We start from the raw sequence: 14,625 nt of genomic DNA on the forward strand, positions 1-14,625 counted from the left end.
CCCCTCCTTTGGAGGGGTGCCTAAAAGGCGGGGTGGTTATTTTGATGTTGATTTCTTTTTATGATAATGCACTACGGGTATTTTCTTATAAATTTTCTTCTTCCAAAAGCTGATTTTGATATAGCTCGGCGTAGGCTTTACCCAAGTCCAACAACTCTTGGTGCGTACCTTCTTCAATAATTTCGCCATCTTCTAAAACCAAAATCTTATCAGCATTTTTTATTGTAGAAATACGATGCGCAATCAAAATGCTTGTCCTTCCTTTCATCAATCTACCTAAATTACTTAGAATTTCTTCTTCAGTTTTGGTATCCACAGCAGAAAGGCAATCGTCGAAAATAAGCATTTGAGGCTCCTTAATTAAGGCTCTGGCGATGGATACACGCTGTTTTTGCCCACCAGAAAGTGTAATACCACGTTCTCCTAACATGGTTTCAAATTGCTGATCGAAATCTACGATATTATAATAAACAGCTGCATCTTTTGCAGCTTGTTCCACTTGGTTATCGTTTACAGTATCTAAACCAAAGGCGATGTTGTTCTTAATCGTATCAGAAAACAAGAAAACCTCTTGCGGCACAAATCCAATTTGTGAACGGTAAGATTGTAAATCGACATTTTCGAGCTTTTTGCCATCAACCAAAATCTCTCCCATACTTACGTCATACATCCGCATTAAGAGATTTGCCAAGGTAGATTTACCCGAACCAGTTTTACCGATAATTGCCAAAAACTGCCCTTGTTTCACTTCAAAACTGATATTCTTCAATGCCTCAATACCAGTATCCTGATAAGTAAAACTCACATTTTTGAAAGCAATATTTCCTTTCAATGAGATAGGTTCTTTGCCCGTTACAATATCTGGCTGCAATTGTAAAAACTCATTGATCCGTTTTTGAGAAGCTTCTGCACGCTGAATAAGCGTAGTCACCCATCCCAACATGGTTACCGGAAAAGTAAGCTGATTAACGTAGACAATAAATTCGGCAATATTACCTGGCGTAATTGCGCCTTTAATTACCTGTTGTCCGCCAATGTAGATGGTTAAAATGGTACTAATGCCCACCAGCAACAACATTGTTGGATAGAAAAACGCCTGAACTTTTACCAAGCCCATCGAGTTTCTTTTGTAAGCATTACTTTCTTCTGCAAAAACTTCTTGCGCCTGCGCCTCACGTACGTAAGATTTCATTACCCTAACACCCGAAAAGCGTTCTTGTACAAAAGAAGATAAGCGAGATAATTGCTCCTGAATTTTTTCGCTTTTATGGTTGATAATGGTGTTAACGTAATAAATGGCAACTACCAAAATAGGTAGCGGCAAAAGCGCATAAATGGCCAAAGTGCTGTTTACCGAAAACATAAAATAGATAACCAAACAAAAAAGCACCGTAGTGTTGATAGCGTACATAATCGCTGGACCAACGTACATCCGCACCCTATTTACATCTTCGGTGGCTCTGTTCATCAAATCGCCGGTGTTATTTCTACGGTAAAAACCTAAACTAAGTTTTTGATAGTGCGCATAGATATCATTTTTCATATCGAACTCAATATGCCGCGACATGAGAATAATTGTTTGGCGCATGAAAAACAAGAACAATCCCCTCAATAAATACAGAAATAAGATCAGTGATCCGAAAAACAACAAGCTATATCCGAAAATATCATATACAATTGCTTGTCTGTCAAAACCGTTGTACAGTCTATAAATTGCAATATTTTCTGTAATGAGATTAAAAGCGTGACCAATTACCTGAGCTGGCACCACTCCAAAAATATTAGAAATTACAACAAACAAAACACCTGGTAAAATTCTCCATTTATATTTGATAAAATATTTATTGAGGTAAAAGAGGTGTTTCATTGTTTCACAAAGTTAAGATAATTGCTTTATTGTTGAATTGTTTTATTGTTGGAAGGTTGTAAAGTTGAGATATTGGTTAACTGTTTAAATTGGTTATTTGGTTAACTGTGATTGCAAACCTTAAACTGACAACTGTAAACTATTAAACTGTAAATTGTAAACTGACAACTGTAAACTGAGAATTGAAAACTGAAAACTGACTATTATTTAAAATACGCCTAGATTAAATGGTTTTTTTGTGTTAGTTTTGCAACGTACGTTTCAACGTTATTTGTATGCCGGAAATCAATTCTTCTAATCAATCTATCTTAGAGCAATTAAGCCAATCTGGCCACAAAAAAGTGGTATTTTGTAACGATCCAACTACTGGATTGAAGGCTATTATCGCTATACACGACACTACTTTAGGCCCTGCTTTAGGCGGTGTTAGAATGTGGAACTACAACTCTGAAGCCGAAGCCCTAGAAGATGTATTACGTTTATCGAAAGGAATGACCTACAAAGCGGCCATTGCTGGCTTAAACGTTGGTGGCGGTACGGCGGTAATCATCGGCGATTCTAGAAGACAAAAAACTGAAGCTTTAATGCGCAGTTTTGGACGTTTCGTAAAAAACTTAAACGGAGAATTTATTGCAGGAGAAGATGTTGGCACAACCGTACGCGACATGGAATATATCCGCATGGAAACGCAGCATGTAACCGGTGTTCCAGAATCATTAGGAGGCGCTGGCAACCCGGCTCCATATACTGCAAAAGGTGTTTATTTAGGCATTAAAGCTTGCGTTAAGGAGGTTTTTGGCACTGATGAATTAGCCGGACGCTCGGTAGTTGTACAAGGAACAGGTAATGTTGGCGAGCATTTAGTTGAGTTACTAAGAAACGACAATGTTGAGGTTTACGTTACCGACATCAATGAAGATCGTATGCGAGTAATTGCTCGTAAATACAAAGCCAAGGCTATAGAAGCCGATAAAATCTTTAACATAGGTGCTGATATTTACGCTCCTTGTGCTTTGGGTGCAACCATTAACGATAAAACGTTAAAAACAATGAAATTCGCCATCATTGCTGGTTCGGCAAACAACCAATTAGCAGATGAAAAAGTTCACGGTCAAATTTTACATGACAAAGGAATTTTATATGCTCCAGACTATTTAATCAATGCAGGTGGAATTATCAGCTGTTACTCGGAACTGACCGGATTTGGCAAGAAACGTACGATCCAGCTTACCGAAAACATTTACGAAGCTACCAAAGAAGTAATCAAATTATCAAAATCAGAAAATATACCAACAAATTTAGCCGCATCGCGTATCGCTGAAAAGCGCATCGAAGATATTAAGAAAATCAAATCGTCATATTAATTAATTTTATACAAACAATGCGGTTTAAACCGCACTCGTTCTTACATTCATGTTAAATAGAAGGCACTTAAGAATTAAAGCCCTGCAAAACATTTTCGCTTGGCACACTACTGAAAAGAGAGATACAGTTAGCGCTCAGAAAACGCTGATGAAAAGTATTGATGAAGTAAATCAGATGTACATTTCAATGCTGGCACTTATTGTAGACGTTACAGAGTACACCGCCAACGACGCTATCGAAAGAGCAAACAAACACTTGCCAAGCGCCGAAGATTTAAATCCAAACCAAAAATTATTACACAACAAATTTGTTAACGTTCTTAAGCACAACCCAGAGTATGTTGCTGCCGTAAATAAATATCAAATCAACTGGTTTGCTGACCCTGAATTGGTGAAGGCTATCTTTAACAAATTAAAGGAAACCAAAGAATACGAAGCTTATTTAGTAGAAGATTTTGAGGAAACGCTAGAAAGTTCAAAAGAAATCGTCAAGTTCATTTTCCGTAAAATGTTGTTGAAGAACGTAAATGTGGTACAAGCGTTCGAAGATAAATTTATCAATTGGCCAGTAGATAGAGAGGTGATGCAAGGCATGATTGCTAAAACTCTGAAAAATTTCGAGTCTGATGATCCACTGAAAAACAAACTAACTCCAATTAGTGCCGACTGGAGAGAAGATAGTGCTTTTGTACAAGATCTTTTTGCTTATACGCTTAAAAACGACGATAAATATCAAGCATTAATTGCGGAAAGAACAAAAAACTGGGAATCTGAACGTATTGCATTAATGGACACCATTTTGATGAAAATGGCTATCTGCGAAATGATGAACTTCCCTTCTATCCCTGTTAAAGTAACCATAAACGAATACCTAGAATTATCAAAAGATTACAGTACACCGAAAAGTAATACTTTTATAAATGGTATCTTGGACAAGATTTTAAACGATCTGAAGAAAAATAACAGTATTAAAAAATTAGGCAGAGGTTTAATAGAGGAATAATAAAAGTTGGCAGTTAACAGTTTTCAATAAGCAGTTACCTTGCAACAATAAATGTAATACAAATGAAAAAACTTTTTTTAATTGCTATTTGTGCTGCTGCGTTTAGCTCATGCCAAAACAAGACAACAGAAAGCGAAACAACTACTACAGACACTACGTCTGCAGGAACACCAGTAATTGCAGAGGCTGATGCACCAAAAGTACAAGTGGAAAAAGCAATATTTGAGTTTGGCGATATTAAACAAGGCGAAAAAGTGAGCTACGAATTTAAGTTCAAGAACGTAGGCAAAACACCTTTAATCATTACTAACGCATCTGCAACTTGTGGTTGTACTGTGCCAGAATATCCATCTGCACCTGTTAAACCAGGAGAAGAAGGTGTAATTAAGGTGGTATTTGATAGTGCTGGCAAATTGGGCTTGCAGGATAAAGTGGTAACCATCACATCTAACGCAAACCCTGCATTTGAGCAGTTGCATTTAGTGGGCAATATTTTAGAGAAGTAAGCCCATCCTAACCTTCCCAAAGGGAAGGAATACATGGCTCCCCTTTAGACGGCAACAATTAAACAATTTACTTAAAACGGTTAACCAGTTAAACAATTTAGCAGTTAACCAATAATTTAACAACAAAAATGATATCAACAGTAATTTTACAAGCAGGAGGTTCAGGAACACAAACATTAATTATGTTTGGTTTAATGGCGGTAGTGATGTATTTCTTCATGATTAGACCACAAATGAAAAAAGCGAAAGACCATAAAAAAATGGTTGAGGAGCTTAAAGTGGGCGATAAAGTGGTAACCACAGCAGGTATTCACGGTAAAATTGTAGGTGCTGCAGAAACAACGTTCCTTATTGAGACAGAAGGGGGCGGTAAAATCCGTTTCGATAAATCTGCTATCTCTCTAGATGCTACAAAAGCTGCTGCTCCTAAAGCATAAAAACAAGCCACAGATACACTGATTTTTATATTATATGATGTAACATATCTGTGCATCTGTGGCTATCATAAAATAGCGCCATTTCGATATATTCGGAGTGGCTTTTTTATTGTAATTTTACGTCATGCCCTTTATCAAATTAACCAGGTTAGAGCAAAAGCGTTTCGGCGCAGTACTCATCTGCATCTTATGTGCGGTGGGCGCTTGGTTATTTATGGCGCTCAACAAAAAGTATCCCTATACGGTACAAACCGAAATTTTATATAAAGATGAACCTCAGGGCAAGGCCTTTAAAGCATTGCAGCCAGATACGGTTGATTTAAAGGTTGAAGGTACGGGTTGGCAATTGCTTTTTGCAAGACTGAGGATCAAACCTCCGTCTGTTAATGTGAGCTTACAGAAACTGAATACCAGAAGTTATGTGGTTTTTTCGGAACAATTAGACCAAATTAACCGACAACTAGAAACCTCGCAACAAGTTATTTCTGTAAAGCCCGATACACTTTTTTTCGATTTTTCCCGTAGAACAAACAAACGTGTACCAATTAAATTAATTTCGAAGTTAGAATTTGTGCCACAATACGGTATTGCCAAGGAAATTAAGTTAACCCCCTCTTACGTTAATATTTCTGGACCTCAGGACGAACTTGAGAAAATACACATTTGGCATACCGATAGTTTAAAGCTCAACAATATTAAAGAAAGTGTTGAAACTAGGGTAAACGTACTTAAAAATGCCATCAGCAATGTAAGCATCTATCCTAACAATGTTGGGGTAAAACTTACTGTAGACGAGTTTACTGAGAAAACCATCGAAGTACCTTTAACTATTCTTAACAATAAAGAATACTACGATGTGAAATTGTACCCTAAAAAAGTTAAAATTACGCTTTTAGTTGCGCTATCTAATTATGCAAAGGTAGATAACACCTTAAAAGCTGTTGTAGATTTAAACGAATGGAAAATGTTAAGACACAACAGACTTTCTGTTAAAGTGAGCACCTTACCAGAGTTCTCAAAACTGGTAAGTATTTCTCCTAGTAATGTAGATTTTATCATCGAAAAATAATGCTAAAAATTGGAATAACTGGGGGAATAGGCAGTGGTAAAACTACGATTTGCAAGGTGTTTGAAACCTTAGGCATTCCTATTTTTTATGCTGATACTGTAGCTAAACAAATTATGACAACAGACCAGATTTTGATGGATGGTGTAAGAGCTACTTTTGGAGAAGAGAGCTATTTGGAAGGCAATATTTTGAACAATAAACATATCGCTAATATCGTATTTAACAATGAAAAAGAATTGATTAAACTGAATGCCTTGGTGCACCCAGCGGTGTTTAGAGCTTTTGACGAATGGGATGCAAAATTGCCAAAACACCTTCCCTATTCCATCAAAGAAGCGGCTCTTTTGTTCGAAAGTGGTTCTTACGAAATGTGCGATAAGAACATCTTGGTAACATCGCCCCACGCTTTAAAAATTGAAAGGGTTACCAAACGAGATAAAGTAAGCGAAGAGCAAGTATTGGCCAGAATGGGCAAGCAATTTACCGACAAACAAAAATTGAAATTGGCTGATTACCTTATCGAGAACAATGAAAGTAAATCTATTATTCTTCAAGTTTTAGACTTGCATCAGCAGTTTTTAATAATGAAATAATTAAATAGGCTTCTACAAGCTCAGCCTGACAAACAGATTGTCCAAAGAGCTTTCGGATGTCAGGCTGAGCTTGTAGAAGCCCGTACATCAAACCACCAACACAACAAATGACCAACCATATACTTCAAGATTTTATTGTTCTCACCAAAACTGGTTTATTTTGCAGTTACGGCAACTTCTATTTAGATCCACAAGAACCTGTAGTCGATGCGGTTATTTCTCATGCTCATGGAGATCATGCGGTTAGCGGTAATCAAAATGTGTACTGCACCAAAGCCACACAGCTTTTTATGCAGCATCGGTATAAAAAATTCGCCGCAGCCAGTTTTGAAATTAAAGCCTACCAACAAAAGTTTGATATCAACGGCGTAAAGATCAGTTTTCACCCTGCCGGACATATATTAGGCTCCGCAATGGTTTTAATGGAGTATCAAGGTATCCGATATTTATATACTGGCGATTACAAAATTGAACCTGATAGCACTTGCGAACCCATTGAATTTGTTGAGGCAGATGTATTGATTACAGAAACTACGTTTGCTGATCCAAATGTTACTCATCCAGATGCAGAAGAAGAAATAAAGAAGCTAAACACGGTTACCAGCAATATCATGCTGGGTGCTTATGCGCTTGGCAAAAGTCAACGGTTAATTTCGCTAATTAACAAACATTGCCCACACAAGAAAATACTCGTTCACCATAATGTGATACCCTTTGTAAATATTTATGAGCAATTAGGGATAACAATGGGTAACTACCAAGTTTATGATAGAAAAATAATGAAGCAAAACCTGGAAGGCAACATCTATCTGGTGCCGCCAATGGTTTTTAACAGTTATATTAGAGCCATTAACGTAGTTAGGGTTTTTGCCACAGGGTGGAAATATTTGCAGCAAGGCAATGGCATACATCTTTACATTTCTGATCATGTAGATTGGAATGGAATTATAAAAACCATCAGCGAAGTTAAACCAAAAGAAGTGTGGACTTTACATGGCGATGGCAAGCAGTTAAAAGACCATTTTAAAGAGCAACTTAACGTAAAAATATTAAACTAAATATTAAACAAATAGGATGTCATTTCATCATTTACTTCCCGAAATATCCTATCGTGTGGACATAAATATTAGCAAATGTCGTTTTCCTCACCCTGCCCCCTCGAAGAGGGATATGCAAAATGCTTAAGCGCTGCGTGTCCCCCCTTTGGAGAGTTTACTCCGATTTTCGGAGGGGATTCAAGGGGGAGGAACGAGATGTGTCCACACGACAGGAAATATCGGGGTAAACTATTTTAAATTCAATCATTTTCTAGACGTGAAAGAAGGCGAAGATTTTTATTTTAATGAAGATGGACTGATGGTGTTTACGGCAGCCTATCATTTAAAGCGGGGTTATTGCTGTAAAAACAAATGCAAACATTGCCCTTGGAATTACGGCAAAAAGAAAGGCAAAAAAGGATAGTTATAGTCTATCGAAGAGAACAATTAAGACCACCCTCAGGGGAAATCGCTCTTAAAAACAATTTTGGCTAAAGCCTTGTTTGTTTGCCTAAATATCCGTCCCATAAATGGGACGGCAATGAACCGAAATAAAAGAAATTCATTGCCGTTTGGCTTCAGCCAACGGACAATATAAAAGGTTACAGTATGGCTTTAGCCAAATCTTTTTGATTTCTAAAAGCGATTTCCCTGAGACCATCCCCAATTAAAATTAATTATCATCTAAAAATAAGTATATTTATGAAGCATGCTTCGTAAGTATTTGTTTGTCATATCGCTGGTATTTTCATCCATCCAACTCAATGCACAAAAAGTTGGGCTGGTTTTTAGCGGAGGCGGTGCAAAAGGGCTTGCACATATTGGCACACTAAAAGCACTGGAAGAAAATAACATTCCAATTGATTACATTACCGGAACATCTATGGGTGCTATTGTTGGTGCCATGTACGCTTCGGGCTATTCGCCAGATCAAATCGAAAAAATAGCACTAAGTACTGATTTTCAAGACTGGGTAAGCGGCCGCTACCAGAGCGATTACAGTTTTTACTTTCAAAAGTCATCGCTAAATCCTTCAATAATTACTGCAAAAATGGCGATCGATACAAGTTTGCGGTTAAGTTTTCGCACTAATTTGGTAAACGATATTCCACTTAACTTTGCTTTGTTAGAGCTGTTCTCCCAGGCATCAGCCACAGCTAAAGACAATTTCGACAACTTATTTGTACCGTATCGTTGTATGGCTTCAGATATTTTATCTCAAAAAAGCATCACGGTAAGCAAAGGCAGTTTGGCAGAAGCAGTGAGGGCAAGCATGACGGTTCCGTTAATTTACAGACCTATAAAATTAGATGAGAAGTTTGTTTTTGATGGTGGTATCTACAATAATTTCCCAGCCGATGTAATGCAAAAGGAATTTAAACCAGATTTCATTATTGGTGCCAACGTTTCATCTAAGACCTTTAACGAATATCCAAAAGACGATGACCGATTGATGAATAGGTTTTTGATTTATATGTTCCTATCTAAGTCAGATTCTACTTTAGTTGGAGAAAACGGAATCTACATAGAACCAAACCTATCAGATTTCAGTTCAACTAATTTTTTGCCTGTAGCTGAGCTTATCAAACAGGGTTACGACGCTACGATAGCAGAAATGGACAAAATAAAGGCTTCTATCAAACGCAGAGTTGAAACCAAAGAATTACTAAAAAAGCGGGTGAACTTTAACCTAAAGAAGTCTGAACTAGTATTTAATAAGGTGTTGGTAAGAGGCGTAAATTCGCAACAGCGGAAATATATTGAACGCCTATTTAAAAGCGATAATGAGAATTTTAATTTGAGCGATATCAAACGAGGCTATTACAAATTAGTAGCCGATGAAGTTTTTGAAGCAATTTATCCGAAGATTACTTACGATGCCCCGACGGATAGTTACAATTTTGAAATTGTAGCCCAGCCCAAAAAAAGTTTAAAGATTGATTTTGGAGGAAATATCTCTACCCGACCAATTAGTAATGTATTTTTAGGTGTACAGTACAATTACCTTAATCGTAGGGCTTATACTTTTTCTTCCAACTTTTATTCAGGTCGTTTTTATGAGTCGGTGCAACTTGGCGGAAGGATAGATTTCCCAAGTAAGTTACCTCTTTTTTTAGGTGGCGAGCTTACTTACAACAACTGGAACTACTACAACACAAGTAAGATTTTTGTAGAAAACCCTACGCCGGTTTACATTGACCAAGCCGATCGTAAAATAGATTTGAAATTTGGAATGCCACTTAACCGCAACGCTAGGATCGTTATCAACGCTGCGTTTATCAACAACAGTGATAATTACAGTCCAACTGGAAACTTTAACGTTGGCGATGTTTTAGATAAAACCATTTTTAATGGTTTTAGAACTGGTATTACTTTTGAAAAAAATTCACTTAACCGTAAGCAATATCCAACCGCAGGGCAGAACATTTCCGTTAATGTAAACTATACCACCGCAAGAGAGAATTATTATCCTGGCAACATTCAAGCTAACAGTTTTGGTCCGAGTATGACACCGAATATTAAAAGAAATCTACGGCAATGGCTACAAGCTAAACTTAGCTACGAAAATTACTTTTTACATACCAAAAGCTACAGTTTAGGTTACTTAGCCGAAGTTGTAGCTTCAAATCAGTCTTTGTACAGCAATTATTACTCAACTTTATTAGCTGCGCCTGCATTTTACCCGCTGCAAGATAGCAGGTCTTCATTTCTGGAACATTTTAGAGCTTTCAATTATGGAGCTGCTGGAGTTAAAAATATCATTAACCTGCAAAGAAAATTTGATTTACGTGTAGAAGGTTATGTATTTTTACCGTACCAAGAGTTTAAAAAAATTGGCTTGCAGCAGGTTGGTTTCGAAAAGGAATTAAGTAGATTGCGTTATGCGGGTACGGCAGGTTTGGTTTATCAATCTCCATTAGGGCCAATTAGTTTAAGTTATAATTTATATGATGAAGCAAAACGTAGACATGGCGTACTTTTGCACATCGGCTATTTAATTTACAATAAGAGATCTTTAGAATAACATTTATGAGATTAGTTGTTTTCATCTGTCTGTTTTTATCTTCGAGCCTAGCGCTTGCACAAACTTCGGGCATCAATAACTTTATCGTTAAAGAAAGCTTGCTAAAAAACAGCAAAATAGCCATTATAGCTGCCGATAGCTTAGAAAATCCTATTGAAGAAATAAACGGCAGTTACAGCTTTACAGTAAGCGGATTTGCCCAACAATTAACCTTTACCAATGGTATTGCTATTCTACCTCTTACGATAGAAAAATCGACCTTTGTTTATATTAAGCACGAAAATGATAATGGTACGCACAGTAAACTGCTTTATGTTTACAAAAAAGATGGCGATTTAAATCCGTTTACCATTAGCAGGATGTTCTTCATCATCATTCCACTAGTGATTATCTTACTAGCTTTTGCATTCAAAAAGTTCATTTACATGGCGGTAGTGCTCTTTCTAATTTTCTTTTTCTTTAGCTATAGCAACGGTTTAAATATCTCTACTTATTTTGAAACGATATTTGATTACTTGAAAAACCTCATATGAGGGTTAACTGGTTAATTGTTGAAACTGGTTAACTGAAAGAACTAAAATCGTGATTAAAAAGGCATACCGATACCAAAGTTGTATTGCATAAAGCGATATCTATCTGGACTGTGTGTGCTAAAGTAATTTGCTTTGAAAGCTTTACCGCCGTTAATGAATTTGCCAATCACCCACTGTTCATCTCCATCAAATTGAGGATCTTTCAGTTTCAAACCAATATCAAACCTAAATACAAAAAATTGCACATCGTACCTAAATCCTAAACCTGTACCTAAGGCAATTTGCTGCCCTAATTTATCGAATTTGAAAACCGATTCTGGGCGAGGATTATTTGGTGTAATGTTCCAGATATTACCTGCATCTAAAAATGTAGCAGCATTTAATTTACCACCAAAAAATTTATGCACCAAAGGAAAACGGTACTCTAAGTTAGCTTCTATGCGCATTTGACCGAGCTGATCGATACCAAATGATGATGCTCTTTCTTGCTCGTCTATAATAACTTCCCTATTATAATTTCCAGGGCCTAAAGTTCTGGCCTGCCACGCTCTAACGCCACTAGATCCTCCGGCAAAAAACAATTTCTCAAAGGGCATATCCCTAGAATTACCATAAGCATGACCGATGCCAGTATTAAGTCTGGTTACCAATTGCGATTCCGCACCTAAATTTTTGTACCATCGTATATCTATCTCCGGGCGCACATACTGATTAAATGGAAGACCTAACACCCTACCAAAATCATTATTATCAGGATCATTTTTATCTCCCGTTAATTTCGAAATTCCCTGTAACAAATTTCCAGCAATGTCTACATTTCCCCTAAAGTAAATAAAGCTCCTATTTTGCAATAGCTTGTCGGCGTTTAAAGCGTAAGCATATTTCATTCCGAGGGTAAAATCTTTCCTACCAAGTAATAAAAGACTATAAAGGTTATTTGTATCATCAATAAGCACACTACCAAAACGGTACTCAAAATTCAATGGCGTAAACGAGTGTAGTTTAGATTTAGTTTCTACCCAATCGTAAGTAATGGAGTTGATAAAAATTCTACGTACCGTGATATCTTTTTGTAACGCATACAAATAACTACTTGCAAACGTGGTATAGGGAACTCCATTTTTACCCATCAATGGAATTTTGAAAGGAACCATTAAACGTGGTACAGTTAAGCTGGCACTAACCGAGAAATCTCTTTGGTAAATATCCGAAAAGAGAGAACCAATACTGTTAAATCGTGATTGCAGACCACCCTTCACCTGTAACTGAAAACGCTCACCGCCTCTTAAAAAATTATTGTTGGTATAAGTATTACTCAGTGTAAATCCAACTGTTGCATCGTTAAATGGTATTTCGCCCTCAATACGGTTGCTCATACGCTTTTGCGGAATAAGCAAAATTACCGGATTAACAACACCAGCCGTATCCTTATTTTTCAGATAATCGATTTTTACATTTTTAAAGATGTTGAGGTCATACAGCCTATCATAAGTTAAAGCTTCATTATCGATATTGTAGTTTTCGCCATACCTTATAAAATTATAACGGGTGATGGGATTTCGTCTAAACTTGCCCGATAGATCAGTATAACGTAGACCATTAAAACTTCGCTTATTTAAGGTAAGTGAGTCTGTAAAACCATCGCTATTTGGCGCAACAATAATATTCGTTTCGCCAATTTTGTAAATCTGATGTTTATTGATAGCACTGTCTAAAGGCTCATCGATAATCAGTTTTACGCTTACTTTGTTATTGTTCTGATTAGAATCTGGAGAAAATCTCACGTAAGGTCTTACAAAATCATAATAACCATTTTGACGCATCAATTTGTAGATTTCTTCCCTTTCGGTAGATAAAGAGTCTTCATCATATTGCATTCCTTCCCTTAGATGCGAAAACTTATCTTTTGAACTGAAGTATAGTGATTTAACTGCTTGATCTGGTATTTCATGAGTAATTTTATTTACCATAAAGGGTTCGCCAGTGCTAGCCGTAAAAGTTAAGGTAGCTTTTTTGTCTTTCACTGCTATTTCAGACTTCACTTTGGTGTTAAAGAAGCCCTTACTTTTAAAAAACTTTTCGATTTGGGTACGCGAAATCTCTACCAGCGTACTATCTAAAATTGGTGGCGGCGATCCTAAAGGCTTGATGTTGGTTTTGCGATACTTGCCATCTTTGGTATTGAAAATATTGTAAATAGCAACATTGATACCTAGCCCTTCAACAGGCTTGATATCTTTTTGCACATACATATAGGCAGCCTCTTCATATTCCTTATCTACGCTATCTATGTTTACCTTTTTAACAATGGCCTGGTAGTCTTCAATATATTTTGTTGAAGCACACCCTGCTATAAAAACAAGAATAAATAGTAATATTGCAAGAAGTTGAATGTCCTGTTTATTGTAGTTTTTATATGCTTTCAAAATCTCAGATCAGTTTTATTAAATCGCTTCATCAAAAAAAGTACCGTAAAGAAAACGGAATTTTCATAATTGAAGGTATAAAATCTATTGTAGAATTTTTAAATTCTGATTATCAAATACATAGCATTTACCACACTCCAAAAATATCGGCAACTTTACCAAAAGTTAGTGCAAATATAAACTTATTTGAAGTAACAGAAACCGAGTTACAAAAGATAAGTACGCTACAAACTCCGCAAAGTATATTGGCTTTAGTACACATTCCTGTTGTAAAGGAAATTAATTTTCAAGATCTTAAAAATCAATTCTCTTTAGTATTAGATGACGTACAAGATCCTGGCAACTTTGGAACTATCATTAGAACGGCTGATTGGTTTGGCATTAAAAACATTATTTGTTCTGAGAATACAGTAGAAGCCTACAACCCAAAAACAGTTCAGTCTACCATGGGTTCTTTATGCCGAGTAAATGTGCGTTATACCCAACTAAATGAGTTTTTGAAAACGGCTAAGCTACCTATTTATGGTGCACTTTTAGATGGACAGAACATCTACAAAACCCAATGGAAAAACGAAGGCTTAATTTTATTGGGCAACGAAGGTCACGGTATTAGCAAAGAATTGATAGAAAAAATCAGTTTTCCAATTACTATTCCTCGTATTGGAGCAGCTGAATCTTTAAATGTAGCTGTATCGGCAGCAATTTTTTGCAGTGAAATTAGCCGGAACAGGTAAGCAGTTGACAGTTTTTAGTTTGATGAAGTCA

Annotated in this window: 13 protein-coding genes; 11 read left to right on the top strand and 2 right to left on the bottom strand. The window is 36.7% G+C overall.

What is annotated here, in order from left to right:
- Positions 1–85: 85 nt before the first annotated feature.
- Positions 86–1,867, bottom strand: a complete 1,782-nt coding sequence (locus REI64_RS10150) for an ABC transporter ATP-binding protein (protein ID WP_308850007.1) — start codon at positions 1,865–1,867, stop codon at positions 86–88.
- A 275-nt stretch (positions 1,868–2,142) separates the two neighbouring features.
- Here REI64_RS10150 and REI64_RS10155 point away from each other — a divergent pair, with 275 nt between their 5' ends.
- The 10 genes from REI64_RS10155 (at position 2,143) to REI64_RS10200 (ending at position 11,434) form a co-directional block, all read left to right on the top strand.
- On the top strand, positions 2,143–3,231 hold the full coding sequence (locus tag REI64_RS10155; protein ID WP_308850008.1) for a Glu/Leu/Phe/Val dehydrogenase dimerization domain-containing protein: 1,089 nt from the start codon (positions 2,143–2,145) through the stop codon (positions 3,229–3,231).
- Between the two features lie 49 nt (positions 3,232–3,280).
- Positions 3,281–4,234 carry a transcription antitermination factor NusB gene (gene nusB, locus REI64_RS10160; protein WP_308850009.1) on the top strand — a complete coding sequence of 318 codons (954 nt, stop codon included), beginning with the start codon at positions 3,281–3,283 and terminating at the stop codon, positions 4,232–4,234.
- Positions 4,235–4,296: 62 nt separating this feature from the next.
- A complete protein-coding gene (locus REI64_RS10165; protein WP_308850010.1) occupies positions 4,297–4,740 on the top strand; it encodes a DUF1573 domain-containing protein in 444 nt (147 codons plus the stop codon).
- A 128-nt stretch (positions 4,741–4,868) separates the two neighbouring features.
- Positions 4,869–5,177, top strand: a complete 309-nt coding sequence (gene yajC, locus REI64_RS10170; RefSeq protein WP_308850011.1) for a preprotein translocase subunit YajC — start codon at positions 4,869–4,871, stop codon at positions 5,175–5,177.
- A gap of 124 nt (positions 5,178–5,301) precedes the next feature.
- Positions 5,302–6,246, top strand: a complete 945-nt coding sequence (locus REI64_RS10175) for a CdaR family protein (protein WP_308850012.1) — start codon at positions 5,302–5,304, stop codon at positions 6,244–6,246.
- Positions 6,246–6,839 (top strand): dephospho-CoA kinase, encoded by a 594-nt coding sequence (gene coaE, locus REI64_RS10180; protein ID WP_308850013.1) that lies wholly within the window; start codon positions 6,246–6,248, stop codon positions 6,837–6,839. Before REI64_RS10175 ends, coaE begins: the two co-directional genes overlap by 1 nt.
- Positions 6,840–6,946: 107 nt before the next feature.
- Positions 6,947–7,897: an exonuclease gene (locus REI64_RS10185; RefSeq protein ID WP_308850014.1), complete on the top strand. Its 951-nt coding sequence runs from the start codon at positions 6,947–6,949 to the stop codon at positions 7,895–7,897.
- Positions 7,898–8,153: 256 nt separating this feature from the next.
- Complete coding sequence (locus REI64_RS10190; protein ID WP_308850015.1) at positions 8,154–8,300, top strand: DUF5522 domain-containing protein; 147 nt, start codon at positions 8,154–8,156, stop codon at positions 8,298–8,300.
- 285 nt (positions 8,301–8,585) lie between these two features.
- On the top strand, positions 8,586–10,901 hold the full coding sequence (locus REI64_RS10195) for a patatin-like phospholipase family protein (RefSeq protein ID WP_308850016.1): 2,316 nt from the start codon (positions 8,586–8,588) through the stop codon (positions 10,899–10,901).
- A gap of 5 nt (positions 10,902–10,906) precedes the next feature.
- A complete protein-coding gene (locus REI64_RS10200) occupies positions 10,907–11,434 on the top strand; it encodes a hypothetical protein (protein WP_308850017.1) in 528 nt (175 codons plus the stop codon).
- Positions 11,435–11,487: 53 nt separating this feature from the next.
- Here REI64_RS10200 and REI64_RS10205 read toward each other — a convergent pair whose 3' ends face one another.
- A complete protein-coding gene (locus REI64_RS10205; protein WP_308850018.1) occupies positions 11,488–13,860 on the bottom strand; it encodes a BamA/TamA family outer membrane protein in 2,373 nt (790 codons plus the stop codon).
- Here REI64_RS10205 and REI64_RS10210 point away from each other — a divergent pair.
- Positions 13,851–14,594, top strand: a complete 744-nt coding sequence (locus REI64_RS10210; protein ID WP_308850019.1) for an RNA methyltransferase — start codon at positions 13,851–13,853, stop codon at positions 14,592–14,594. The two genes, REI64_RS10205 and REI64_RS10210, sit on opposite strands and share 10 nt — an antisense overlap.
- Positions 14,595–14,625: the final 31 nt, after the last annotated feature.

It is taken from the genome of Pedobacter sp. (assembly GCF_031119335.1).
Lineage (GTDB): Bacteria > Bacteroidota > Bacteroidia > Sphingobacteriales > Sphingobacteriaceae > Pedobacter.

Coding starts and splice junctions, on each gene's coding strand:
- REI64_RS10175 (WP_308850012.1), top strand. CDS start 5,302: ATGCCCTTTATCAAATTAACCAGGTTAGAGCAAAAGCGTTTCGGCGCA.
- REI64_RS10150 (WP_308850007.1), bottom strand. CDS start 1,867: ATGAAACACCTCTTTTACCTCAATAAATATTTTATCAAATATAAATGG.
- REI64_RS10200 (WP_308850017.1), top strand. CDS start 10,907: ATGAGATTAGTTGTTTTCATCTGTCTGTTTTTATCTTCGAGCCTAGCG.
- coaE (WP_308850013.1), top strand. CDS start 6,246: ATGCTAAAAATTGGAATAACTGGGGGAATAGGCAGTGGTAAAACTACG.
- REI64_RS10165 (WP_308850010.1), top strand. CDS start 4,297: ATGAAAAAACTTTTTTTAATTGCTATTTGTGCTGCTGCGTTTAGCTCA.
- REI64_RS10195 (WP_308850016.1), top strand. CDS start 8,586: ATGCTTCGTAAGTATTTGTTTGTCATATCGCTGGTATTTTCATCCATC.
- REI64_RS10210 (WP_308850019.1), top strand. CDS start 13,851: ATGCTTTCAAAATCTCAGATCAGTTTTATTAAATCGCTTCATCAAAAA.
- REI64_RS10155 (WP_308850008.1), top strand. CDS start 2,143: ATGCCGGAAATCAATTCTTCTAATCAATCTATCTTAGAGCAATTAAGC.
- nusB (WP_308850009.1), top strand. CDS start 3,281: ATGTTAAATAGAAGGCACTTAAGAATTAAAGCCCTGCAAAACATTTTC.
- yajC (WP_308850011.1), top strand. CDS start 4,869: ATGATATCAACAGTAATTTTACAAGCAGGAGGTTCAGGAACACAAACA.
- REI64_RS10185 (WP_308850014.1), top strand. CDS start 6,947: ATGACCAACCATATACTTCAAGATTTTATTGTTCTCACCAAAACTGGT.